Source organism: Nonomuraea sp. NPDC003727 (genome assembly GCF_053586935.1).
The window spans coordinates 21,485-43,019 of record NZ_JBSFNE010000037.1 but is presented as its reverse complement, the minus strand read 5'-3'; the positions used below and the strand labels follow the sequence as shown (position 1 = coordinate 43,019).

General features: G+C 70.8%; 25 protein-coding genes and 4 pseudogenes. 17 read left to right on the top strand and 12 right to left on the bottom strand.

Features of this window, described 5'->3' with window-relative positions:
* Window positions 1–122: 122 nt before the first annotated feature.
* The gene (locus ACWDLG_RS44025) at window positions 123–290 is read right to left on the bottom strand and encodes a hypothetical protein (protein ID WP_449931459.1); all 168 of its coding nucleotides are present in this window, start codon (window positions 288–290) and stop codon (window positions 123–125) included.
* Window positions 291–491: 201 nt separating this feature from the next.
* The gene (locus ACWDLG_RS44020) at window positions 492–1,448 is read right to left on the bottom strand and encodes a helix-turn-helix transcriptional regulator (RefSeq protein WP_449931457.1); all 957 of its coding nucleotides are present in this window, start codon (window positions 1,446–1,448) and stop codon (window positions 492–494) included.
* Between the two features lie 89 nt (window positions 1,449–1,537).
* Between ACWDLG_RS44020 and ACWDLG_RS44015 the strand changes: the two genes are divergently transcribed.
* From ACWDLG_RS44015 to ACWDLG_RS43995, 5 genes are all read left to right on the top strand, one after another.
* Complete coding sequence (locus ACWDLG_RS44015) at window positions 1,538–2,398, top strand: NmrA family NAD(P)-binding protein (protein WP_449931455.1); 861 nt, start codon at window positions 1,538–1,540, stop codon at window positions 2,396–2,398.
* A 63-nt stretch (window positions 2,399–2,461) separates the two neighbouring features.
* A complete protein-coding gene (locus tag ACWDLG_RS44010) occupies window positions 2,462–3,934 on the top strand; it encodes an MFS transporter (RefSeq protein WP_449931453.1) in 1,473 nt (490 codons plus the stop codon).
* Window positions 3,931–4,197, top strand: coding sequence for an ATP-dependent DNA ligase (locus tag ACWDLG_RS44005; RefSeq protein ID WP_449931451.1), 267 nt, complete (start codon window positions 3,931–3,933; stop codon window positions 4,195–4,197). The genes ACWDLG_RS44010 and ACWDLG_RS44005 overlap by 4 nt, the downstream gene beginning before the upstream one ends.
* Window positions 4,194–4,784 carry an ATP dependent DNA ligase gene (locus tag ACWDLG_RS44000; protein ID WP_449931449.1) on the top strand — a complete coding sequence of 197 codons (591 nt, stop codon included), beginning with the start codon at window positions 4,194–4,196 and terminating at the stop codon, window positions 4,782–4,784. Before ACWDLG_RS44005 ends, ACWDLG_RS44000 begins: the two co-directional genes overlap by 4 nt.
* A gap of 170 nt (window positions 4,785–4,954) precedes the next feature.
* Window positions 4,955–5,428 carry a tyrosine-type recombinase/integrase gene (locus ACWDLG_RS43995; protein ID WP_449931465.1) on the top strand — a complete coding sequence of 158 codons (474 nt, stop codon included), beginning with the start codon at window positions 4,955–4,957 and terminating at the stop codon, window positions 5,426–5,428.
* 59 nt (window positions 5,429–5,487) lie between these two features.
* On the opposite strand, the gene ACWDLG_RS43990 is transcribed toward ACWDLG_RS43995, so the two are convergent.
* A complete protein-coding gene (locus tag ACWDLG_RS43990) occupies window positions 5,488–5,847 on the bottom strand; it encodes an ArsR/SmtB family transcription factor (RefSeq protein WP_449931447.1) in 360 nt (119 codons plus the stop codon).
* Between the two features lie 272 nt (window positions 5,848–6,119).
* Here ACWDLG_RS43990 and ACWDLG_RS43985 point away from each other — a divergent pair, with 272 nt between their 5' ends.
* The gene (locus ACWDLG_RS43985; protein WP_449931445.1) at window positions 6,120–6,263 is read left to right on the top strand and encodes a hypothetical protein; all 144 of its coding nucleotides are present in this window, start codon (window positions 6,120–6,122) and stop codon (window positions 6,261–6,263) included.
* 185 nt (window positions 6,264–6,448) lie between these two features.
* A complete protein-coding gene (locus tag ACWDLG_RS43980) occupies window positions 6,449–7,846 on the top strand; it encodes a hypothetical protein (protein ID WP_449931443.1) in 1,398 nt (465 codons plus the stop codon).
* A 186-nt stretch (window positions 7,847–8,032) separates the two neighbouring features.
* Here the strand turns inward: ACWDLG_RS43980 and ACWDLG_RS43975 are convergent.
* Window positions 8,033–8,273: pseudogene (locus ACWDLG_RS43975) on the bottom strand (dihydrofolate reductase family protein); the annotation flags it as partial.
* Window positions 8,274–8,731: 458 nt separating this feature from the next.
* On the opposite strand from ACWDLG_RS43975, the gene ACWDLG_RS43970 reads away from it, so the two are divergent.
* Window positions 8,732–10,084 (top strand): serine/threonine-protein kinase, encoded by a 1,353-nt coding sequence (locus tag ACWDLG_RS43970; RefSeq protein ID WP_449931441.1) that lies wholly within the window; start codon window positions 8,732–8,734, stop codon window positions 10,082–10,084.
* Here ACWDLG_RS43970 and ACWDLG_RS43965 read toward each other — a convergent pair.
* The 4 genes from ACWDLG_RS43965 to ACWDLG_RS43950 all read right to left on the bottom strand — a co-directional run bounded on the left by ACWDLG_RS43965 (window position 10,068) and on the right by ACWDLG_RS43950 (window position 12,210).
* Window positions 10,068–10,433: a recombinase family protein gene (locus ACWDLG_RS43965; protein WP_449931439.1), complete on the bottom strand. Its 366-nt coding sequence runs from the start codon at window positions 10,431–10,433 to the stop codon at window positions 10,068–10,070. The two genes, ACWDLG_RS43970 and ACWDLG_RS43965, sit on opposite strands and share 17 nt — an antisense overlap.
* Before the next feature lie 405 nt (window positions 10,434–10,838).
* Window positions 10,839–11,177, bottom strand: a complete 339-nt coding sequence (locus ACWDLG_RS43960) for a hypothetical protein (RefSeq protein WP_449931437.1) — start codon at window positions 11,175–11,177, stop codon at window positions 10,839–10,841.
* Complete coding sequence (locus tag ACWDLG_RS43955; protein ID WP_449931435.1) at window positions 11,174–11,599, bottom strand: hypothetical protein; 426 nt, start codon at window positions 11,597–11,599, stop codon at window positions 11,174–11,176. The genes ACWDLG_RS43960 and ACWDLG_RS43955 overlap by 4 nt, the downstream gene beginning before the upstream one ends.
* Before the next feature lie 155 nt (window positions 11,600–11,754).
* A complete protein-coding gene (locus ACWDLG_RS43950) occupies window positions 11,755–12,210 on the bottom strand; it encodes a DUF6283 family protein (protein ID WP_449931463.1) in 456 nt (151 codons plus the stop codon).
* 603 nt (window positions 12,211–12,813) lie between these two features.
* On the opposite strand from ACWDLG_RS43950, the gene ACWDLG_RS43945 reads away from it, so the two are divergent.
* The 4 genes and pseudogenes from ACWDLG_RS43945 (at window position 12,814) to ACWDLG_RS43930 (ending at window position 15,990) form a co-directional block, all read left to right on the top strand.
* On the top strand, window positions 12,814–13,512 hold the full coding sequence (locus ACWDLG_RS43945) for an arsenate reductase/protein-tyrosine-phosphatase family protein (RefSeq protein ID WP_449931433.1): 699 nt from the start codon (window positions 12,814–12,816) through the stop codon (window positions 13,510–13,512).
* A pseudogene (locus ACWDLG_RS43940) lies at window positions 13,487–13,648 on the top strand (three-helix bundle dimerization domain-containing protein); the annotation flags it as partial. The gene ACWDLG_RS43945 and the pseudogene ACWDLG_RS43940, both read left to right, overlap by 26 nt.
* Window positions 13,649–13,783: 135 nt before the next feature.
* Window positions 13,784–14,130 (top strand): annotated as a pseudogene (locus ACWDLG_RS43935) (arsenate reductase/protein-tyrosine-phosphatase family protein).
* Window positions 14,131–14,226: 96 nt separating this feature from the next.
* Complete coding sequence (locus tag ACWDLG_RS43930; protein WP_449931431.1) at window positions 14,227–15,990, top strand: hypothetical protein; 1,764 nt, start codon at window positions 14,227–14,229, stop codon at window positions 15,988–15,990.
* A gap of 164 nt (window positions 15,991–16,154) precedes the next feature.
* Here the strand turns inward: ACWDLG_RS43930 and ACWDLG_RS43925 are convergent.
* The 4 genes and pseudogenes from ACWDLG_RS43925 to ACWDLG_RS43910 form a co-directional block, all read right to left on the bottom strand.
* A pseudogene (locus ACWDLG_RS43925) lies at window positions 16,155–16,352 on the bottom strand (M28 family peptidase); the annotation flags it as partial.
* Window positions 16,349–16,909: a hypothetical protein gene (locus ACWDLG_RS43920; protein ID WP_449931467.1), complete on the bottom strand. Its 561-nt coding sequence runs from the start codon at window positions 16,907–16,909 to the stop codon at window positions 16,349–16,351. The gene ACWDLG_RS43920 and the pseudogene ACWDLG_RS43925, both read right to left, overlap by 4 nt.
* A gap of 63 nt (window positions 16,910–16,972) precedes the next feature.
* A complete protein-coding gene (locus tag ACWDLG_RS43915; RefSeq protein WP_449931429.1) occupies window positions 16,973–17,125 on the bottom strand; it encodes a hypothetical protein in 153 nt (50 codons plus the stop codon).
* A gap of 418 nt (window positions 17,126–17,543) precedes the next feature.
* Window positions 17,544–18,494: a GlxA family transcriptional regulator gene (locus ACWDLG_RS43910; RefSeq protein ID WP_449931427.1), complete on the bottom strand. Its 951-nt coding sequence runs from the start codon at window positions 18,492–18,494 to the stop codon at window positions 17,544–17,546.
* Window positions 18,495–18,685: 191 nt separating this feature from the next.
* On the opposite strand from ACWDLG_RS43910, the gene ACWDLG_RS43905 reads away from it, so the two are divergent.
* The 5 genes from ACWDLG_RS43905 to ACWDLG_RS43885 all read left to right on the top strand — a co-directional run bounded on the left by ACWDLG_RS43905 (window position 18,686) and on the right by ACWDLG_RS43885 (window position 21,526).
* Window positions 18,686–19,348, top strand: coding sequence for a DJ-1/PfpI family protein (locus ACWDLG_RS43905; protein ID WP_449931425.1), 663 nt, complete (start codon window positions 18,686–18,688; stop codon window positions 19,346–19,348).
* Between the two features lie 135 nt (window positions 19,349–19,483).
* Window positions 19,484–19,945, top strand: a complete 462-nt coding sequence (locus tag ACWDLG_RS43900; RefSeq protein WP_449931423.1) for a hypothetical protein — start codon at window positions 19,484–19,486, stop codon at window positions 19,943–19,945.
* Between the two features lie 2 nt (window positions 19,946–19,947).
* Window positions 19,948–20,232 (top strand): hypothetical protein, encoded by a 285-nt coding sequence (locus ACWDLG_RS43895; RefSeq protein WP_449931421.1) that lies wholly within the window; start codon window positions 19,948–19,950, stop codon window positions 20,230–20,232.
* Between the two features lie 33 nt (window positions 20,233–20,265).
* A complete protein-coding gene (locus tag ACWDLG_RS43890; protein WP_449931419.1) occupies window positions 20,266–20,694 on the top strand; it encodes a DUF6010 family protein in 429 nt (142 codons plus the stop codon).
* A gap of 574 nt (window positions 20,695–21,268) precedes the next feature.
* Window positions 21,269–21,526, top strand: coding sequence for a hypothetical protein (locus ACWDLG_RS43885; RefSeq protein WP_449931417.1), 258 nt, complete (start codon window positions 21,269–21,271; stop codon window positions 21,524–21,526).
* Window positions 21,527–21,535 lie beyond the last annotated feature (9 nt).

Genomic DNA, 21,535 nt, shown 5'->3' with positions numbered 1-21,535 from the left:
CCGCCACGACCCGACGGCACGCAAGCCCTTGGATCCGCACACCTCGCCGTATGTCACGGATCAGGGCGTCATCGCGGTCCCGTTGTTTCCCTTCCACGCCCTGCACTACCTCCATCGGGGCTTCAGTCCGCCGAGACGCTGCTGCTGCTCGCCGGCACCGCCGTGACCGAATTCGCCGTGCACGAGTAGCTGAAGACCTTCCAGCGCACGCCCGGCGTGCCCGTCTGGGACCCGCACGCCTCCTCCCATCCCCTCACGGTCACCATCACCTGGACGAAGCCGAAGACCACTACCACAGGCTGGCCAGTTTCTGCCCGTCGACGAGTAGGCGCTCCAGGTCCCGGTTCCTCGGCACACCGCTCACTCATCATCACCGGGTTGAGCAACCTGCGGACAGCCCGTTGGGCCGATAGTGATCTTGACGACAGGTCACCGTTCTCGCGGGATGGGGCGGCCAGAGTCAGCAGCCGTACACGCCCGTGATCCTGCTACTAGGCGGTGCCGCCGCGCAGGAAGAGCCAGCCGACGTGGCGCAGGTAGTGGCGGAATTCGGGCGGATCGATGACGTCGAATTCCGCGCCTACGGCGGCCAGAACGAGCACCGGCCAGTCGAAGGCGTCCACCTGCAGGCGCAGGCGGCAGGAGTCGTCGTCAACGGCCTCGACCCACCCACCGGTGACGGCGACGACCGGCTCCACCGCGCCGGCCGGCGCGTGGAGGAGGACGGTGACCTCGTACCGGGTGGGACGGGAGCCGAGCCGTTCGGCGACGAACGCGGCGGCGTCCTCGGCGGGCAGGTCGCGCGGGCGGAAGCGGGCTCCGGTGGCGGCCGGGCCGGTGAGGCGGTCGAGGCGGAAGATGCGCCAGTCGGCGCGGTCGAGGTCCCAGGCGACCAGGTACCAGCGGCGCTTGAGCGAGACGAGCCGGTGCGGCTCGACCAGCCGGGTGGCCGGCTCCCCGGATGGGGTGGCATAGGTGAAGGTGAGCCGTTCGTCATCCCGGCACGCCTGGGCGATCGCGGTGAGCGTGGTGGCGTCGATGTGAGGACCGCCCGCCGGGGCGGTGACCGTATAGGTGCGCAGCGCGTCCACGCGGCGGCGCAATCGGGGAGGCATGACCTGGACGACCTTGGTCAGGGCGCGCAGCGAGGTCTCCTCGACGCCTTCGACGGTGCCGCCGGCGGCCGTGCGCAGGCCGACGGCGATGGCGACGGCCTCCTCGTCGTCGAGCAGCAGGGGCGGCATCGCGGCGCCGGACCTGAGCTGGTAGCCGCCGGCGGTGCCGCGGCCGGAGTGGACGGGGTAACCGAGCTCGCGCAGCCGGTCGATGTCGCGGCGCAGGGTGCGCTCGCTGACGGCGAGCCGGTCGGCCAGTTCCAGGCCGGGCCAGTGGCGGTGGGTCTGCAGCAGGGACAGCAGTCGCAGCATGCGCGCGCTCGTGTTCGCCATGTTTACAGGTTCTCTCACCTTCCGGTCAGGAAGTGACCGGAAGCCGCTCTAGCGTTGCCTTCGTGAACGACACAGCGGGAGGAACGCAGATGAAAATCCTGGTGACCGGGGCGACGGGGATCGTCGGCCGCCACGTGGTGGACCAGCTCGTGAGGGCGGGCGCGGAGGTGCGGGCGCTGACCCGCAACCCCGCTGCGGCCAAGCTGCCGCCTCAGGTGGAGGTCGCCCAGGGCGACCTCACCGAGCCCGCGAGCGTGGCCGCCGCGCTGGACGGCGTGGAGCGCATGTACCTGTTCCCCGTGGAGGAGCGCGCCCGGGAGGTCGTCGCGCTGGCCCGTCAGGCGGGCGTACGGCGCGTCGTGGTGTTGTCGGCGGCATCGGTGACCGCCGGCCTGCACACCAGCGGGGTGGAGCAGGCGGTGGAGGAGTCCGGGCTGGAATGGACGCATGTGCGGCCGTGCGCCTTCATGACGAACATGCTGCAGATCTGGGCGCCGTCCATCAGGGCCGAGCGGGTGGTGCGCTACCCCTTCGCGGACGAGCCGATGAACCTGATCCACGAGGCCGACATCGCCGCCGTCGCCGTCGCCGCGCTGCTGCAGGACGGCCATCACGGTAAGGCGTACACCTTGACCGGGCCCGGCTTGGTCACCGTGCGCGAGCAGGTCGCGGCGATCGGCGACGCGCTCGGCGAACCCGTCCGCTACGAGGAGGTCACCCGCGAGCGCGCCCGCGAGCTGATGAAGGCACAAGGCGGGTTCGCCGCCGAGTCGGCCGACCTCATGCTGGGCTTCGTCGAGTACGGCGGCGACGACCCCGACGGCGGCGGCTACGCCGACCAGGACTGGTCGGCGCTGATGCGGGTCTGGCCGGACGTGGAACAGGTCACCGGACGCCCCCCGCGCGGCTATGCCGAATGGGCCCGCGACCATGTCGCGGACTTCCGCTGACCGGCACCGGCCTGCCTGGGCGTCCTCTCCCACCTCGAACGGGACGCCCCACCTCCGCGCAGAATGAGGAACCCACCAATGACCGACGCCCTGATACCGCCGACAACACCCGCGGCGACACCATCAGCGCCACCACCCCCGGCCGCATCTACGTCCTACCGGTTGCGGTGGCCGGCTCTGGCGGTGATCCTCACCGGCTCGGTGATGGAAATGCTGGACTCCACCGTCACCAGCATCGCCGGCCCGGCCATCCGCGCCGACCTCGGCGGCGGCACCTCCCTGATTCAATGGCTCGGGGTGGCCTACACCCTGGCCATGAGCGCCGGCCTGCTGGTCGGCGGCAGGCTCGGCGACATCGCCGGCCGCAAGCGCATGTTCCTCATCGGTGCCGGCGGTTTCGTGGCCGGCTCCCTGCTGTGCGCGATCGCGACCGGGCCGGAGATGATGATCATCGCTCGTGCGATACAGGGCCTGTTCGGCGCCTGCATGATCCCCCAAGGGCTCGGCATGCTGAAGGAGATGTTCCCGCCGCGGGAACTGCAGGCGGCCTTCGGCGCGATGGGCCCGGTCATGGGATTGTCGGCGGTGGGCGGCCCCACTCTGGCGGGGTGGCTGGTCGGCACCGACTTCCTCGGCATCGGCTGGCGCATGATCTTCTTGATCAATCTGCCCATCGGGCTGGCTGTCCTGGTCGCCGCGATCACGTTCCTGCCCACGGGCCAGCCGGTTTCAGAAGTTCGGCTCGACCTGCCCGGCGCGGTCCTCGCCTCTTGCGGAGCACTGCTGTTGCTCTTCCCGCTGGTGCAAGGCCGTGAGTATGGCTGGCCGGCCTGGACCTTCGCGATGATGGCGGCCTCCGTCGCGGTGTTCGCCGCCTTCGGATGGCATGAGATCCGCAAGAGTCGCAGCGGCGGCGATCCGCTGATCCTGCCCAGTTTGTTCCGCAAGCGGGCGTTCCTCGGCGGTATGGCCACCGGGACGATCTACTTCGCCGCCTTCTCGGGGTTCGGCCTGATCTTCAACCTGCACCTTCAGCTGGGCCTCGGCTACAGCCCGCTGCGGGCCGCGGTGGCGGGCATTCCCTTGTCCATCGGCATGGTGGTCGGCATGGGCGTGGTCCAGGTGGTCATGCGTCATGGCCGCAAGGTCCTGTACGTCGGGGCCGTGACGATGACGGCCGGTGTCCTGGCCCTGGTGCCGATGCTCGGCTCGGAGGCCGGATTCTGGCGGCTCGCTCCTGCTCTGCTCATCACCGGGATGGGATCCGGGCTGATCATGGGGCCCTACTTCGACATCGTGCTGGCCGGTGTCGAGCCGCACGAGACCGGCTCGGCTTCCGGCACGCTCACCACGCTGCAGCAGGTCGGCGGCGCTCTGGGGACAGCCGTGCTCGGGACGGTGTTCTTCAGCGGGCTGAACCAAGGGCCTGCCGCGGCCGCCCACGCCTTCTGGACGGTGGCCGGGATGATCGTGCTGACCTTCCTGGCCGCCTTCCTGCTGCCCAGAAAGGCCCGCGAGGCAGAACCCGCCCTGTGACTCGAGCCTGGGGCGCGATGGTGCGCCTGCCGTACGCGGAGCGGCGGGGTCTGCTGGAGCAGATCGTGCGGCCGGGCGCCCGCTGGCAGGTGCCCGTCTACTTCACCGGCCACGCGCAGGCGGCGCTGGAATCGAGCCTGCAGCTGGGTCTAGAGGGCATCGTCTGCAAGCGGGTCGACTCGCCGTACCGGCCGGGCCGCCGCTCGGGCGACTGGGTGAAGGTCAAGCACCACCAGACCGCGGAGGTGGTGATCGGCGGATGACAGGCCGGCCTGGCGGGCTCGCTGCTGCTCGGCGTGCCCGACAGGCGCGGGCGCTGGAAGGCAGGGGTTCACCGACCGGGTGCGCGCCGACCTGGCCGCTCGGCTGGTCGCGCTGGCGCGGGAGGCCAGCCCGTTCGTGGGGACCGGTCCCGGTCGAGCACGCACGGATCGCCCACTGGGTGCGGCCGGCCCTGGTGGGCGAGGTGCGTTTCGCCGAACGGACCGGCGACGGCCTGCTACGGCATCCTTCCTGGAGGGGTCTGCGCACGGACATGTCACCGGCCGACGTTCCGCCCATCGGGCGGCGCGCGTCAGCTGAGATGCGGCGCAGCACGGCCCACCTCCACACGCTGTCCGATTTGTACGATTTCGACATGTCGTACTTTCGCGGGCCGGACGGGATTGAAGTCGTCCCGATCGTCCTGGACGGGCATCCGCGGTTCCGCATCGACCGCTGGCGCGGCAGCAAGCGCCGGCTGGTAGCCGACTGCCGAGACAGTGCCGAAGTGGCCCAGCTGGTGGATCTCGCGGGCCTCGCCGAGATCTTCGAGTTTCCCACGAATGCCGCAGGACGGGCCAGGACGTGATGGTCCCGCTCCTTACTCAAGGGAGGAGCAGACCATCCTGTCCGCCGCTGCTGGCTGCCCTCGGGCCGGTCAGCAGCCCGCTCAGCGGGCGGCGTGGTTGTTCAGGAGCGCGGTGAGGGTGTCACCGCCACCGCAGCACGGCGGCCCGATCGCACGCCCATGCCCGTCCGCTGCGCGACCGGGCCATCGTCTACCTGCTGTTCGGCACCGGGCTGCGCCGCGCCGAAGTGGTCGGCCTGAACAGCCGCACCGTCTTCCTTGCCCGCGACGCTCGCCAGGCCCTGGCCGACTACCTCAACCAGGAGCGCCCGGCGACGCTGCCGCCAGTACCACCCCCAGCCGCCCTGTTCCTGTCGGCCGCCTCCATCGCCGCCCGCCGCCCCGACGGCCGACTGTCGCCGCGCTCGATCAACGACATCGTCGGCGAGGTCGGCCGCCTGCACGACGCCCAGATGTCTGACCCCGAGCGCAGGCTCGGTGTGCTGCTGCCGCACGACGCCCGGCATACCTTCGCCTTCCAGCTTTCGCAGGCCTCCGGGCACAACCGGGCCGAGCGCCGCCTGGGCCACGCCAACGACCGCTACCTGCGCCTGTACACCAACCCGCCCGACGACATCGCGGCCGGCTACATCGAGGACCTGTGACCCGGCGCTGATTCCCAGCGGACCACGCCCTGGGGCGAGCCAACCGCGGCCGGTGCAGGCTACCGGGGAGGATCGGGTGCCAGGCTCCCGTCGGGGGCGATGTGATCGAAGATCTGCCGAATCAGCGTGATCACGTGCGGGTCCTCCACCGCGTACAGGGTCCGGCGGCCGTTGCGGCGTGCGCTGATCAGGCCGGCCAGGCGGAGCTTGGCCAGGTGCTGGGAGACCGTGGCGATGCTGATGCCCGCGTGTGTGGCCAGCGTGCTGACGTCGTAGGAGGCGTGGGTGATCAGCCACATCAGGTGCAGCCGTACCGGGCTGGCCAGCAGGGCGAAGGTCTCGGCCGCCGCCCTCAGTTGCACGGGGGTCGGCGGTGGGTGCTCGGCGCCGGGTGAACCCGGAGCTGGAGAGGTCGACATCGTCTGTCCATTGTCTCGCGCCGATGGCCTGCCAATCACCCTATGTTTCGATAGTTGCGCGATTTCCGAAACATGTGGAAGATGGAGGGCACTCCGAAGGGGAGTAGTCCGCAACGCCCGCACGTCGACACGCTGAGAACCTCGCGTTCTCCGGCGGCGGGGACCGGTCACCGGCCGGTGGACGAGACCTTCGGCCACGCAGTCATGCCTGGCCGAGTCCTCCCCGTGGGTGCCCGGCCGGGTTGTCCACCGCCCGGGAAGGACTTCTCCACGTGGTTGCCACCAAGCTGCTACGCCCGCTGCTGACCTGCGCGCTGCTCACCCTGCCCGCGCTCAGTGCCCGCATGGCGGGCGCCCATCTGCCGCCACCGGTGCCAGGTGCCCACCCTCGCCGCGCCGTTCCGCCCGGCCACTGAGCGCAGCGCCGGCTCAACCCGCGCCCGGTAGGCGCCCGGGGCACCGACACCGTGACTCCTGCCGGGCCTTGCCTGCGCCAGGCCACGCCTGCTGGGCCTTGTCTGTCGCGCCACGCCCGGCCCCATGATCACCACCGCCCAGCGGCGCCGCGGCGCCGCCGACCATGAAGGGACACCACAGCACCATGAACACCTCGACGTTGCGGCTGCTGGCCGACGCCCGCTCCGCCAAGGCGGGCGGCGAGCAGGCGATGGCCGCCCGGCAGCGGGCTCGCCTGACCGAGCTCGTGGCCTGGGCGCGCACCCGCTCCCCCTACTACCAGCACCTGTACCGGGACCTGCCGGCCGGAGTGGCCGACCTGGCCATGCTGCCGCCCACCAGCAAGCCCGAGCTGATGGCCGCCTTCGACGACTGGGTCACTGATCCCGCCGTCACCTTCGCCGAGGCCAGGGCGTTCGCCGACGACCCGGCGCGCATCGCGCAGCCGTTCGCCGGCCGCTACACGCTGTCCACCACCTCGGGCACCACCGGCACGCACGGCATCTTCCTACAAGACGCCCGCGCGACGGCGGTGACCTCCGCGATGATGGCGCGGATGCTGGCCGGCTGGCTGAGCGTGCGGGACGTGGCTCGCATCGCGCGCGGCGGCGCCCGGATGGCGCTGGTGATACCCGAGGGCGGGCATTTCGCTTCCACCGTGGCCGCCGCAAGGCTGCGCGGCCGATCCCGCGTCGCCGCCTTCAGCGTGCACCAGCCGCTGCAGGACCTGGTGGCCGAGCTCAACGCCTTCCGCCCGGCGGTGCTGGCCCCCTACGCCAGCATCGGCGCGCTGCTGGCCGGCGAGGCCGAAGCCGGACGGCTGCACATCAACCCCGCCCTGGTGATGCTCACCGCCGAAGGCCTGCCCGTCGGCGAGTACGCGCGCATCGCGGCCGCGCTGGGGGCGAAGGTGCGCACCAGCTACGCCTGCAACGAGTGCCCGTTCCTGTCCTACGGCTGTTCGGAGAGCTGGATGCACCTCAACGCCGACTGGGCCGTCCTCGAACCCGTCGACGAGCAGTACCGGCCGGTGGCACCGGACGAGCCCTCGCACACCGTGTTGCTGACCAACCTGGCCAACCAGGTGCAGCCGATCCTGCGCTACGACCTCGGCGACAGCGTTCTGCTGCGACCCGATCCGTGCCCGTGCGGCAGCCCGGGCCCGGCCGTCCGCGTCCAGGGCCGCGCCGCCGACCTGCTCACCTTCCCCGGCCCGGCGGGGGAACAGGCGCCGGTCACCCTTGCCCCGCTGCCGCTGGCCACGCTGCTGGAAGCGGTGCCCGGCCTGGAGCTGTTCCAGATCGTCCAGACCGCGCCGGCCACGCTCCGCATCCGGCTGCACCCCGCTCCAGGTAGCGACCCCGCAACCCTCTGGCATCGGGTCGAGACCCGGATGCGCGACCTGCTGTCCCGCCACGGCCTCGGCCATGTGCGCCTCGAACGCGGCCGCGAACCGATCCAGCACAGCGCGGGCGGCAAGGTACGCGCCGTCATCCCGCTGCCCGCCACCGGCAGGGACCCGGCCGGTTCCGCACGCCCCTGACCACCTCACACCATCCCACCGGGGCCGTGGCTGTCCACCACTGTCGTTCCCCCATGGCTCGCATCGAAGGGCGGGCCGATCGCCCCCGCCCTTCCCCACCCGCCTCCCCTTCAGCCGAACGGAGACGTCTTCGTGCTGTCCGACCTCCTGGCCTACAGGGTCCGGATCCTGCCTGGCTGCTGCTGGCCGCCAGCGGCGGGCGAACTCGATCTCCGCCGGTGTGGCGCCAGGCTGCTGGTCGGCGGTCGGCCAGTAGGAGCTCATCGTCTCCCCCAATTGCGCCCGTACAGCGCCAGGCCGGTCACCCCACCCGGTCGGACCACCACTGGAACAGCTCGTCGCTCGGTACGCTCCAGCCGAGGTCGTCGCCGGGCGCGGCGACGTAGCCGTCCAGGCTCAGGTTCATACCGAAGGTCAGTTTCCGCATGGCGTCAGCCTCCTGTGAGTCGGTACTCGGCGTACAGACCAGCACGGCGCGGAAAAATCATCGGTCAGGCCATACCGAGGGCCGGTTCACCACCACGCCACTCCGCCGCGAGAACACCAGCCGGTGCCTGCCTGACGGGCCCAGGCCATGAACACCCGGAACCCGGCTCGGGCCGCCGTGGTTATCTTGGGTTGTTGTCCTCTTTCCGCAGGCCAACGTTCGATGTTCTTGTCTGGCACGTCAGGCACGTTCAAGAGGTGACAAGGTCGTGACGTGCGTCATGTCGCGGGCATGCTCGGTCGGGTGAAGCGGATCAGCCGGGGTCACCACCTGTAGATAGCGCGCGATGACCGCCGCGTTCGTATTGCGCGCCAGGTGAGGCGAAAGGGCATGCACGATGATGGTGGCTTGTACCCTGATCAACTGTTCGTGCCAAGCGCGATGGCGGGAGACGGGGCATGACTTCGAGGCTGGCCGGTGACGTGGTCGGCGGGCGCTACCGGCTGGCCGCCGAGCTGGGGTCCGGTGGTTTCGGGCGGGTCTGGCGGGCCCGCGACCAGACCCTCGACGTGGACGTTGCGATCAAGGAACTGCAGCTGCCGCCGTGGATGCCGGAATCCGAACGAGCCGAGCGGCTGGCTCGGGCCACGCGCGAGGCCCGCAATGCCGCCCGGTTACGCAAGCACGACGGCATCGTCGCGATCCACGACGTCGTCGTCGACGACGGCCTTCCCTGGATCGTCATGGAACTGGTCGACGGCTGCTCGCTGGACGAGCACGTCAAGCAGCACGGACCTCTTCCGGCGGGCAGGGCCACCGCAGTCGCCGTGGCACTGCTGACGGCGATCGGCGCAGCACACCGGGAAGGTGTCGTGCACCGCGACATCAAACCGGCCAACGTCATGCTCGCCGAGAACGGGAAGGTCCTGCTCACCGACTTCGGGACCGCGATCCACTCCACCGACACCGCACTGACCGCCACCGGGATGCTCATCGGCTCGGCCGAGTACACGGCGCCCGAGCGGCTGCGCGGCACCGACGGCCTTCCCGCCGGGGATCTGTTCTCCCTCGGCGTGACCCTTTACCAGGCCGTCGAGGGCGTCTCACCGTTCCGCCGCGACACCCAGGAAGCGACGTTGGCCGCAGTGCTGCTGGAGGAGGCCCCGGCGCCGCGACGAACCGGGCCTCTCACGCAGCTCATCACCCGGCTACTGGACAAGGACCCGGGCCGCAGGCCGACGGTCGACGAAGCACTGGCCATGGCAGGCGATATCGCCGGTGAGCAGCCCGCAACCACAGTCCACATGCGGCGCGACACCAAGATCCTGCCGACCCGGCCGAAGAAGCGGCAGCCGCCCGTTGGTGTTGCCGCGCCGATGGTGGCCATGTTGGCGATTGCGGTCCTGACGGCGCTCGGCGTCGCCGGACTCCCCGATGCCGGCGGAACGTGGGAGCACTTCGAGAAGTACGGGGACAATGACGTGCTCGGCGTCGCCGTAATGATCGCCGCCGTTGCCGATGTCGTTCTCGTCGGCTTGGTGTGCGCCAGTTTCGCGCGGTTCCTGCCGGCGAACGTCGGCAAGACCGTCACCGCTGTCGTCGGTGTCGCCGGGCTCGTCTTCGGCTGTGGCGCGACCGCTTTCGCCTTCCACGGCGCCGGCGAGATCCTCCGGAACGCGATGGAGCTCCCCGGGCGGGAGTCCGCGACGGTGTCGCTGGCCTTGATCAGCATCGTCGTCCTCGTCGCTGTCGGGTCGGCCTTGAGCTCGCGACTCCTCGTTCGACGCGAAACGATCAAAGGTCGAACATGATCACGACCGCCCGCACGATCCGATCAGCGTCGGATGCCGGGCTGGTCGGGGCGAGAGACCCCGGCATCTCCTCGACCGGCCCGCGCACCTGAGCCTCGACGAAGACCAGCAGCTCCTTCATCGATCGGGCCACCCGATCCGGTTGGTAGATCACCAACGTGTCGCCGGGCTGCAGCCGGTCCAGGGCGGCGCGCAGCCTCGACTGCTCGCCGCGGGTGCTCGCCGTCTCCACCACCACCTCGCGGCAGTGCGCTCCGGCAAGGGCGTCGAGCTGGGGCTGGTGGTCTTGGCCGCGGGTGGATACCCGGGTGTCACTTTCTGAAGTCGCGTGCACGGACGGCCTCGGCATTCGCGACTCCATGCAGAGGACTGAGAAGCACCGGATTGTCAGCAGTCCTCTGCGCTACGGTGCCCTGCCGTACCAGGGGACCGGTACGGCAGGGCCGCTGTACAGACCGGGGACCGGCCCGGCCTGCGGCGGGGCAGCGCAGGAGCGGCGCGCCGGGTCCCGAGCCCAACGCCGTCGCGTCCATATCGCGCTGCCGACCCGCAGATATCCCAAGGACGACCACGGCCAGGTCGTCGCTGTTAGCCCGGGGCAGGAACTCGGCTTCCTCCACTTGGCACCATCTCTCGACGTGGCCCGCTGCCGGTTGCCGCCCTATTTGATGGGGACCCGTACAGGTTTGAGCACGAACATGAACCCGGTCGCGGCCTGGCTCAGCTCGTCGGCGGCCACGAGGGCCGTGGCTGCTCACAGGGCAGAGCCCTGGACGAGCGCGGTGAGGGCTTGCTCCCGTTCCCGGTCGCGCTGCTGCTGGGCGGCATCGGGGGTGCGTGGCGGCAGGCGGGTGCAGGCCACCCGGATACGGTTGCCCGTGTCGGGCTTGAGCCGCCAGTTGGCGATGGCGGGGGTGTCCAGGATGACCTCCCAGCCGGGTACGGGTTCGGCCAGATAGGCGGCGATGGACGTGGCCACGATGTCGGCGGTCGTCGGGTCGGTCAGGTCGTCGAAGTACGCCGCAAGGATCTGCACCACCTGACGGGCGTAGCTGGCGTGGGCGGTGGCGCGCGGGTCGGATCGGCGGGTCATGGACGGTTCCCCTCTGGCACGTAACCGGACGACAATGCCGGTGCCGCGGCCGGCGGGTAACGATGCGACTCCAGCAGATGGGCGGCGGCCGGCGTCCCCACGCGCGCGGCGGCCGCGCGCACCCGCGACGCGAGCTGCCACCGCTGCCGACCCGTTGAAGGCTGTTCGGCCAGCGGATGGCCCTTGTAGCGCAGGTCGGCGCGGGTCACCGCGGCCAGCAGCAGGCGCGGTGACAGCCCTTCGCAGACCGTCAGCGACAGCAGAGCGCAGCGCGGGTGCATGCCGGCGTCGGTGACGAGCTCGCCGTCGGCGTCGGCCAGCACCAGTACCTGCGGCGGCAGAGCGAGCCCGCATACCTGACACAGCCATTGCTGCTGGCAGCGCAGCAACCGGCCACCGTGGATCTGGGTCCAGTACGCCACGCCGTCCAGTATGGGGGTGATCCACGGCAGCGGTAAGTCGTCCAGCCGCGGCCGCGGCCACCCGGCGGGGCAGACGTTGACGCCGGTGGCCCGTTCGACTGCGTCCTGGCGCCGCCACACCTCGCTGGGCGGCGGCGCCGGCACCGCGGCGGCGGTCATCGCCCGGCCCGGCCGGCGTCGCGGGCGGCCAGTTGCTCCTGGCGGCGGGCCAGCAGCTCGGCCAGCGACGCGTGCAGGGTGGGCCAGTCGCGGGTGTCGGGATCGACGGCCTCGGCGGGCAGGCTGCCGTCGATGATGCTGAGTCGCACGCCGATGTGGTCGGGGCCGACTGCGGCCAGCCAGCCCGCGCACAGCCGCATCGGATGGGCGGTGTCGGGCTGATCCTTGTGGCAGGCCATCCGCGGGGCGCGGGTCAGCCGGGCGACGTCGTCCTCGCTGGTGTCGGTGCGGCGCATCACGCCTTGCTGAGCGCGCTGCAGCCGCAGCATGTCCTCCTCGGAGAACGCGGTCAGGTCCGCATCGGCCCGCCATGGACACACCCGTTCGCCAGCACACGGCCGCGCGCGGTACTCGTCCCCGCTCGGTGGCCGGTCCCCCGGCGGCTCCGCGATGTCGCCGTGGTGGTGCTTCCTGGACGCCGCAGCGCGTCAGTCATGGAGAGTCTCTCCTGAGGCGAGCGTGCTGGTTCTGATCTCATTGTGACTGCTCGCCCTCGCCAATACCGGTTCAACCGCCGGCCGCGACCGCGAGCAGGGCCGCGCCGAGCCGGTCACCTGGGCCGGGTAGTGGCGGGCGTCGCCAAGCGGAATCGGCTAGCCGCGGCGGGACACCTTCACCACTCCGTTCTCCATGGTGACTCAAACGGGCCTGAGCCGGCACGGCATGACCTTCCATGGAGACCACCGCGGCGGCCTGCTGGCAGGCTTGCGTGACTGGTCGCGCAGCCGCTCGAGCTCGTCTTCGCCGTGGCGGCGTTCGGCGGCGAGTTCCTGGCGCGTACCCCGAGCGTCGGCGTGGGCCTCGGCCGCAGCGGCCGGCCGCCAGCTTCGTCTCGGCCTCGCGGAGCCGGGCCTGGGCCTTGGCCAGCGTCACGGCCTCATGCACGCGGACGGCGTGGCAGCTGGCTGTAGGCGTTGAAGAGGCTGCCGCCGGCCAACTTGTGGTGGGCCAGTTGCTCCGCTACAGCCTGCGGATCTTTCCAGCGAGCATGGCCGGTGGCGCGAGCACGGGTACACGCCGCTCTCGGCGACCCGGGCCGGCTTGCCATCGTCGACCGGCTCCTGCTAGGCGACGCCTCCCCGGGCGATCTGGGCCAGCAACTCGGCCTGCCCACCAATCTGCTGGCTCATCACGTGAAACTGCTGCAGGAAGCAGGCGTGGTCGAACGCCAGCGATCCGAAGGCGATCGGCGCCGCACCTATCTGCGCCTGGTTCCGCAGTCGCTGTCCGGGCTGCTGCCAGTCCGAGCCTTGCCTGCCCCGCGCGTGGTGTTCGTCTGCACGCACAACTCCGCCCGCTCTCAGCTGGCCGCCGCCCTGTGGCGCAGGACCAGCGCCGTACCCACCACCTCGGCGGGGACGCACCCGGCCGCCCATGTCCACCCGCGGGCGGTCGCCCTGGCCGACCTTCACGGCCTCGACCTGCGACAAGCCGCAACCCGCCACGTCGAGCAGACCCTGCGGCCCGACGACCTGGTCGTGGCCGTCTGCGATGCCGCCCACGAACAGCTCACCCAGCTCACCCAGCCGACCCGCATCGATCGGCTGCATTGGTCCATCCCTGACCCAGTCCGCGCCGGAAACGACGACGACTTCGAGCGGGCTTACACCGACATCGCCGACCGCGTCCAACGGCTGGCGCGCCGTACACCCCCCGCAGGAGTGAGCCATGTCCCAGACCTACCGCCACCCTGACCTGTCCATCGACCAGCAGCACGCCCTGCTCACCGCCGCGCGCCGCCTGGCGGAAGAATTCACCGGCACCTTCGGCACCGAGACCATCGAACGGTTCCTGCACACCAGCTACGACCAGTTCGCCATCCACGGCAAGATCCCCAACTACCTGCCACTGCTGGCCGAACGCTTCGCCCGCCAGCGCCTGCACGCCCTGGTCCGCGTGGAAGGCCACAGCGACGGACGGCCTGTCGTGCTGTTCCTCTGCGTCCACAACGCCGGACGCTCCCAGATGGCACTGGGCTTCTTCCAGCACCTGGCCGCCGACCGAGCGCTGGCCTGGTCCGGCGGCTCGGAGTTCGCCAGCGAGATCAACCCCGCGGCCGTGGCATCGATGGCCGAGCGCGGCATCGACATCACCGCGAGTTCCCCAAACCCTGGACCGAGGAGATCGTCCGCGCCGCCGACGTCGTCATCACCATGGGCTGCGGCGACGCCTGCCCGATCTTCCCCGGCAAGCGCTACGAGGACTGGAAGCTCGACGACCCGGCCGGGCAGGACATCGAAGCCGTCCGGCCGATCCGCGACGACATCCGCCGCCGTATCGAGAAGCTGCTGGCGGAACTCGTGTCGGCCTGATCCTCCGCCGCAGGCCCCCACCGTGATCAGAGGGCGAAGCCTGCGTCACCTCCGGGCCCGAGATGACTGTCGGTGCTGGGTGGTTTGCTGTGCTGTATGACGCTGGTGAATTGGGAACGTTTACCGGGCGAGACGGTGGAGGAGTTCGTCGCGGCGATGCTGCTGCTCCGATATCCACACGGTAACCGGATCACTCCCTCGCGCGGGGACCGCGGCGTCGACATTCGGGTCGCCAACCCGGATGGCTACGACATTTACCAGGTCAAACGCTTCTGCCGACCGCTGACCTCCCGGCAAGTCACCGACGTGGAGAACTCCTGGCAGCGCTTCGTCGATGAGACGCTGCCGGCGCTGCCGGTCCGCTCATGGACGCTGGTCACGCCGTGGAATCCCACCCATGAGCGGCTGGCGTGGCTGGAGCGGCTGACCGCGGGCAGCGGGCTGCGCATCAGCTGGATGGACCGCGACCATCTCGACGGCATGGCGGCCGACCACCCGGCGCTGATCGCGTACTACTTCGGCGACGGCGGCGAGCGGATCCAGCACCTGATGGCGCAGGCGCTACAGGGCGGGCGAGACATGCCCGACCCCAGCCATGTTCCGGCCGAGAACCTGCTGACAGCCGCGATCGAACGCTATGAGGGCCTGGCCGCGGCCATGACCGACCTCGATCCGTTCTACCGCTACGAGTTCGACGTACGCGAGGGGCCGGTGAGCGAGCAGCCCTGGGACGGGGACGTGCTCCGCGACGACCTGACCGCCTTCGTGCGCTACCTGCAGCTCAACGAGCGGCACTACCTGGTGATGCGCCTGGTGGCGCGAGCGGTGGAGTCGTTCAGCCTGCGTCCGATCACCGGCTCGTTGGAGCTGCAGGTGCCGGTCGACTCGGCCGAGCGGCAGGCGGTGGAGGAGTTCCTCCACTACGGCGCACCCTTCGCCGACATCGACGGCACGATCACCCACAGCTCGGGACCGCCCGGCCTGCCGGATGAGTCGGGCCCCGGTCGGCTGAGCTTCATGGTCGCCGCCGGTGCGGCCGGTGATCGGCCTGATCTGGAGCTCCGACTGATCGCCGCAGACGGCACCGTGCTGCATGCGCTGGATCTGGTGCAGGTGCGCACCTCACGCGGCTTGGACGGCCCCGGCATCTGGCTGGCCGGCCAGGACTCCGGCGGCCTGCTGCACCTGCAATTCCTGGTTAACGCCGGTGACCGCGACACCTTCCGCCTGCAGGTGGATCTGGACGATCTGGTCGGCAAGACCCCGGCCGAGGTGTTGCCGGCGATGCGCCTGCTCGCGGCCCTGGCGCCGGACACCGCCCTCCTGCTGGCCGTGCGCGGCGGCCCCGCGTACTCGCCCCGATGGCAGCCGGAGGCGTCCTCCCTGGCGCTTCATGCCCGCCGGCAGCTCCGCGTCCTGGAGGCGTTGCAGGTGATCCAGTCCCACAGTTACCAGCGCATCGTGATTCCCGCGGCCAGCCGCACCTCCAACGAAGAACTTGCCGAGATCATCCAGCTGGCCCACCTGCTGCAGGGCGCTCAGGTCGAAGCGACGTGGCCGTATGTGGACTTCCCGATTCCCGCCGACGCCGGCCCGCCACCTGAGGGCGAGTTCTCCGTCGCCATCTTGCACGAGTTGAACGCGCAGGTGGGCGGCCGCCAGATCCCTCTGGGCATATACCAGTGCGTCACCTACCTGGCGGCGCGGATCGCTGGTCCGGCAGAGGCGGCAGCGGCCCAGGCTGGCGACAGCATCCGTCTGCTTCCTGGCTCCACCGACCGAGCATTGATCACCGCTGTATCGGCCGCCGAGGCCCTCGCCGCTTTCGCCGCGCGCGACGGCGCGCCGCCGACCGGATAGCGCCTGCGGCACGCTGGCCGTCGTCCGTCATTATCCGGTGCACTGGCCAGCTCTCCGGCCTGCCATCGAACTGGCGTCGGCCAGCTTGATGGCCCAGCGGCGGCCTCGTGCAGCTGGGCGGCACCGTCGAGGTTGATCACGAGCGTGTCCGGTGGCAGGGTGGCGGCGTGGTGGGCCGAGCCCCAGGCGCCCGCCTCCTCCGCGTCCAGGAAGGCCACTGTCAGCTCCAGCGCCCCGGGTGGCGCAGCGGCCGCCAGCACGCGGGCGGCCTCCAGGGCCGCGGCCGCGCCGGAGGCGTTGTCGGCGGCCGCAGGTAGGCGCCGGTCGGGATCGTCGCCGACGCCGTCGTAGTGCGCGGTCAGCAGTACCCGCAGCCCGGCCTGCGCGCCGCCGTGACCGGTGCCGCTTCGGTGGCTGCCGGCCTCAGCGTTGGCCTCGGTGCTGACCTCGGTACTAGGAGGCGCGGGAAGCGGGCGTAGACGTTGCGGGCTCGGGTGGTGATCTGTCGCAACGGCATCGAGCCGGTCACCTGAACCGGGCCACCGTCCAGCGCTTCGGCCAGATGCCAGTGGACCTCGGGGTGCACGGCGATGATGGGCACCGCGCGGGCGGGCGGCCCGGCGATCATCTTGGGCATCCAGCCGTCGGTGTCGGTGCCGCGTACGGTCAGCACTCCGGCTGCGCTCTGTGCCTCGGCCAGCTCGCACGCTCGCCCCCAGGTGGTGGCGTCGGCCAGCACCCATCGGCCGCGCAGGCCGGTCTCGGAGTCTGTCTCGGGGACCTTGGTCAGGAGGGCGGTGCGCGGGTGTGGCAGTTCGGTAGAGGCCAGGTGCTCGACGAAGTCGCGGCGGTGTTCCAGGCACCGCGTCTGCCCGGCGCCGCTCCATTTGAGCATGGGCGTCGCGTACAACTCGCGCACCCCTGCCACCTCGAACTCCGACAGCTGCACCTGGGCGCCCAGCTCGCCGAGTCGCTCGGCGAGCTAGAAGGCGGCGGCGCGGCCGCCGGGCGAGCCCACGCGCCGCCCGGCATACCGGTCACCCGCCAGCTCGCGCACCGTGGCGTGCATGCGGCCTTGGCCGCGAGCGGCGCCGCGCCAGCACGCGGGGCCCCGCTCGGAGCTGGTCCCACTCATCGACGCCACCACTCAGGCCAGCAGCTGACGCGCCAGTTCCAGACCTTTCTGCACGGCCGGGCGTGGACGCACGCCGAAGGGCCGGTGGCGTTGTTCGAGCAGTCGGTGGCGTGGTTGCGGCGGCATCGGTGCCGAGCCCCGAGCACATCTGCCCCCACACCGGCCGGCTCGCCTCGGCTACGACCGCGTCCGCGTCCTCCTGGAGCACTACACCGGCCTGGACCTCACCAACTCCGCCACTCAGCCGCCACCCACTCGGCGAAGCCAAAGTGCCTTGGCCACCTCGTCGCGGACCTCGTCGAGGTCGGTGCTGGCGAAGATCGGTCGGTTGCTGAGAAGCACAGCCGATGGTCCCCGGTCCCCGCGCCGGCGTTCCAGGTAAAACGACGCACACGGGCCGGGCTGGTTGCCGCGACTCTCAGGAGGCGTTCGCCCGGAAGGAGGAACGGTAGGACTGCGGCGTGACGCCGACGACGCGTTTGAACCGCTCCCGGAAGGCGGTGGCCGAGCCGAAACCGGCCTGCGTGGCGATGCGTTCGACGCCGTGGTCGGTGGTCTCCAGCAGGAACTGCGCCCGCCGTACGCGTGCCCGCAGCAGCCACTGCAGCGGGGTGGTGCCGGTCTGCTCGCGGAAGCGCCGGCTGAAGGTCCTCGCGCTCATTCCGCTGCGCACGGCCATCTCCGCCAACGTCACCTCCTGGGCGAGGTTGTCCTCGATCCACGACAGCACCGGCTCCAGCAGCGAGCCCTGGGGGACCGGCGGCTGGGGGTGGAGGATGAACTGTGCCTGCCCGCCCTCCCGTTCGAGGGGCATCACCGACAGCCGGGCCGAGTCCGCGGCGACCGCCGAGCCGAAGTCGCGCCGGACGATGTGCAGGCACAGATCCAGGCCGGCGGCGGCCCCGGCCGAGGTCAGGATCTGGCCGTTGTCCACGTACAGGACGTCAGGCCGTACGTCCACTCGTGGGAACAGCTGGGCCAGCCGGGGAGCCGCCATCCAATGCGTGGTCGCGCTCAGCCCGTTCAGCAGCCCGGCCACGGCAAGGGTGAACGCTCCCACGCAGATGGAGGCGATCCGGGTGCCGGCGGTCGCGGCCGCGCCCAGGGCGTCGAGCACCTCCGGGGTGGGCGCGGTGGCCTGCTCGGAGCATCCCGGCACGACGATCGTGTCCGCCTCCCGCAGCGCCTCCAGACCGTGCGGGGCGATGAGCGTGAAGGCGTCGCTGGTCACCTGCGGCGTCGCGGCGCAGACCAGCACCCGGTACGGCCGGCGCCCGTCGGCCAGCCGGGCACGCCCGAACACCTCGATCGGCGTCGCCATGTCCGCCGCCACCACATGGTCCAGAGCCAGGATCGCCACCGTGTGCACCAGGACACGGTAGACGAGAACCCGCCAGCCACAAATCCACAGGTGAGGCCGCTGACCCGGTCGTCTGCGCAGATGGACTGCGATGGCGAGAATCCGTTGGAAATTGTCGATTCAGCCCATGGGGCGCCCCCGGACGGCCTGTCTAGCCTTGCGCTGCGAGATCCCGAACGAGTGAAGAAGGAGCAACGCTGATGCACGCGCAGGTCGTCCTGTTCGACGGTTTCGACCCCTTGGACGTCATCGCCCCCTACGAGGTGTTGCAAGCTGCGGGGATGTACGCCGGCGGAGCAGTGACCGTCGAACTGGTGACGGCCGAGGGCGCTCGCGAGGTTGTCAGCGGTACGCCGCCCGTGGCGCTGCTTGCCAGCGGTGTGCTCGATCCGGCCGCCGCCGACGTGGTCATCCTGCCCGGCGCGGCCGGTGGGCTGCCCACCGAGAGGGAGGTCAGCGAGGAGGAACGGCAGCGCTCCATCCCCGCGATCCTCGGCCGCGCGCTGGGGACGGGGCTGCCCGCTCTGGCCAAGGAGGCCCTCGAACGGGAGGACACGCTGGTCGCCACCGTCTGCGGCGGCTCCTTGATCCTTGCCATGGCCGGGCTGATCGAGGGCCGCCATGCCACCTCCCACCATCAGGGACTGGATGTCCTCGGCGCCGGCGGCGTCCTGCCGGTGGCGGCCCGGATCGTCGACGACGACCTCGTCACCGGCGGCGGTGTCACGTCCGGCCTCGACCTTGCCCTCTACCTCCTGGAACGCGAGGTCGGCCCGCAGATCGCGCATGCGGTCGAGACTCTCTTCGCCCACGAGCGCCGCGGCGTCGTGTGGTCCAGCCGGGGCCACGCCCCCGCACTCTGACCGCCGCCATCCACCACAGCCAACCGAAGGAAGTACACCGCTCACCATGTCCGCCACCGAACGCGGCCGGAACCGCTCGATCACCGACAACTCCAGGGGCACGGTCGGCGCCCCGATGGAGCGGAAGGCAAGCCGGTGACCAAGTTCCTCCTCTCCGTCCACGTCCTGGCCGCCATCATCGCCGTAGGCCCGGTGACCGTGGCAGCCAGCATGTTCCCCGCCGCGGTGCGCCGCGCCCACGCAGTCGGACCTGACGCTCCCTCACTCGCCACCGTCCGGCTTCTGCATCGCATCTGCCGCGTCTACTCCCTCGTCGGCTTGGTCGTACCGGTCTTCGGCTTCGCCACTGCCAGCAGTCTCCGCGTCCTCGGCGACGCGTGGCTGATTGTCTCGATCGCACTCACCGCTGCCGCGGCCGGCGTCCTGGCGCTGCTCGTCCTGCCGGGGCAGGAGCGCCTGCTCGCCGCGCTCGAGGGGGCCTCGACCGGAGGGGGGTCCACGGCGCGCCTGGGCATGCTGACCGGCGTCTTCAACCTGCTGTGGGCCGTCGTGACGATTCTCATGATCGTCCGGCCCGGCTCCACCACGGGAGTGTGAGCGTGAGCCGTACCAGGAAGCCCTTGCGCATCGCCGCCGCGGTCGAACTCGTCTCGCTCATCGTCCTGCTGGGCAACCTCGCCACCGTGCACCTGCCCGCCATCTCGTCGCTGGCAGGCCCCGTCCACGGCTGCGCGTACCTGTTCAGCGTCGTCGCTGCCGCTCGCGACCGGCAGCGCACCCTCACGGCCGTCGCTCTGGCCTGGCTGCCCGGGATCGGCGGGCTGCTGGCCCTGCGGCTCCTCGACAGGACGGCGGAGCGGGCCGAGCAGGCCCGCCTCGACTGAAGCACCCCTTGCTCAGAACGGACCACCACACCCATGTCCATCGTCATGCCGATCATCATCGGGCTGATCTGCGTCACCCTCATCTCTCTGATCCCCGAGCCGCATCGACGCCAGGTCAACGCCGTGCTGGTCGCCGGTGCGGGCGCCGCCTACCTCAGCGGCGGCGGCCTCGGCTACGGGGAGTTCCTCCTGCCGGTGGTGATGACCTATGTCGCCTACCGGGGGCTCGGCAGCTGGACCTGGATCGGCATCGGCTGGCTGCTCCACACCGCCTGGGACGTCGTGCACCACCTCAAGGGGAGCCCGATCCTGCCCTTCGCCGAGCACTCCTCCTTCGGGTGCGCCGTCTGCGACCCGGTGATCGCGCTGTGGTGCTTCGCGGGCGGGCCGCCGATCTTCGACTGGGTACGTGCCCGCCTGGTCCGCAGGTCCGCGACGCCGATCAGCCCTGCCAGTGAGTGACCCACGTAGTTCCGCACGGTCATGGCAGGCGACTATCCGCCCCGTCCGTCACACGCCAAGGCCGATTACAGTTGCCACACGTGATGATGAAAGGGGCGGCGAGAGGCTGATGCCGGATTTCGTCGTCGGCGTACGCGTGGCTCTACCCCGGGGTGGACACGCCCCGCCCGGACGGCAGCGAGGTGTGGCCGGATGAGGTCGACCAGGCGCTGAAGGAGCTACGCGAGGCGACCCGGCCGCTGCTGGCCCATTGCGCGAAACCTTCGCCGAGGCCGGACGTCTGGGGTAGCCCACTGGTCGCCCACAGGAACAAGGCCGCGGCCGCCTACGACGCCGCGGTAGCGCGGGCCGCGTCACGTTAACGGTCGGTGCTCGAGGATCAGGCGGCCGAGCTGACCGAGCTGTACCGGCGGGCGTGTGTCGGTCCGCTACGTGGCCGCCGCCGCGGCGGCGGTCGACGCCGTGGTGGCCGGCACCGACACGGGCCAGGCTGTGCGAGAGCTGAGCCCCGTCGAGGGGACGGTGTGGCCGTGGGCGCCTGAGCCGCCGCCGGCGATCGGAGTGCAGGAAGTCGATGCGAGCCTGGCCGAAGCCCACCCATGCGGCCAGGCCGCCGGCGGGAAAGGCGAAGAACCGGCGGCGCACCAAGAGCGCCAATCCCAGCGGCCAGACGGAGCCGCCGCTGGAACCCGAGGCGGCACGGTTGATGCGGTACGGCGCGAAACTGGCCGAGCTGGTGGCCGGCGGGCTCGAACCAAGGAAGTGGTGTCCTCGCTCGTTATCCAGCTCGACCCAGCGCGCCGGATCTGGATTCTCGCGGTTCGAGAACTGATCGCCTTGC

Excerpts from the sequence above, each read along its gene's own strand:
- ACWDLG_RS44020 (WP_449931457.1), bottom strand. The coding sequence starts at position 1,448 with ATGGCGAACACGAGCGCGCGCATGCTGCGACTGCTGTCCCTGCTGCAG.
- ACWDLG_RS44015 (WP_449931455.1), top strand. The coding sequence starts at position 1,538 with ATGAAAATCCTGGTGACCGGGGCGACGGGGATCGTCGGCCGCCACGTG.
- ACWDLG_RS44010 (WP_449931453.1), top strand. The coding sequence starts at position 2,462 with ATGAGGAACCCACCAATGACCGACGCCCTGATACCGCCGACAACACCC.
- ACWDLG_RS44000 (WP_449931449.1), top strand. The coding sequence starts at position 4,194 with ATGACAGGCCGGCCTGGCGGGCTCGCTGCTGCTCGGCGTGCCCGACAG.
- ACWDLG_RS43990 (WP_449931447.1), bottom strand. The coding sequence starts at position 5,847 with ATGTCGACCTCTCCAGCTCCGGGTTCACCCGGCGCCGAGCACCCACCG.
- ACWDLG_RS43980 (WP_449931443.1), top strand. The coding sequence starts at position 6,449 with ATGAACACCTCGACGTTGCGGCTGCTGGCCGACGCCCGCTCCGCCAAG.
- ACWDLG_RS43970 (WP_449931441.1), top strand. The coding sequence starts at position 8,732 with ATGACTTCGAGGCTGGCCGGTGACGTGGTCGGCGGGCGCTACCGGCTG.
- ACWDLG_RS43965 (WP_449931439.1), bottom strand. The coding sequence starts at position 10,433 with ATGCCGAGGCCGTCCGTGCACGCGACTTCAGAAAGTGACACCCGGGTA.
- ACWDLG_RS43960 (WP_449931437.1), bottom strand. The coding sequence starts at position 11,177 with ATGACCCGCCGATCCGACCCGCGCGCCACCGCCCACGCCAGCTACGCC.
- ACWDLG_RS43930 (WP_449931431.1), top strand. The coding sequence starts at position 14,227 with ATGACGCTGGTGAATTGGGAACGTTTACCGGGCGAGACGGTGGAGGAG.
- ACWDLG_RS43915 (WP_449931429.1), bottom strand. The coding sequence starts at position 17,125 with ATGAGTGGGACCAGCTCCGAGCGGGGCCCCGCGTGCTGGCGCGGCGCC.
- ACWDLG_RS43905 (WP_449931425.1), top strand. The coding sequence starts at position 18,686 with ATGCACGCGCAGGTCGTCCTGTTCGACGGTTTCGACCCCTTGGACGTC.
- ACWDLG_RS43890 (WP_449931419.1), top strand. The coding sequence starts at position 20,266 with ATGTCCATCGTCATGCCGATCATCATCGGGCTGATCTGCGTCACCCTC.
- ACWDLG_RS43885 (WP_449931417.1), top strand. The coding sequence starts at position 21,269 with ATGCGAGCCTGGCCGAAGCCCACCCATGCGGCCAGGCCGCCGGCGGGA.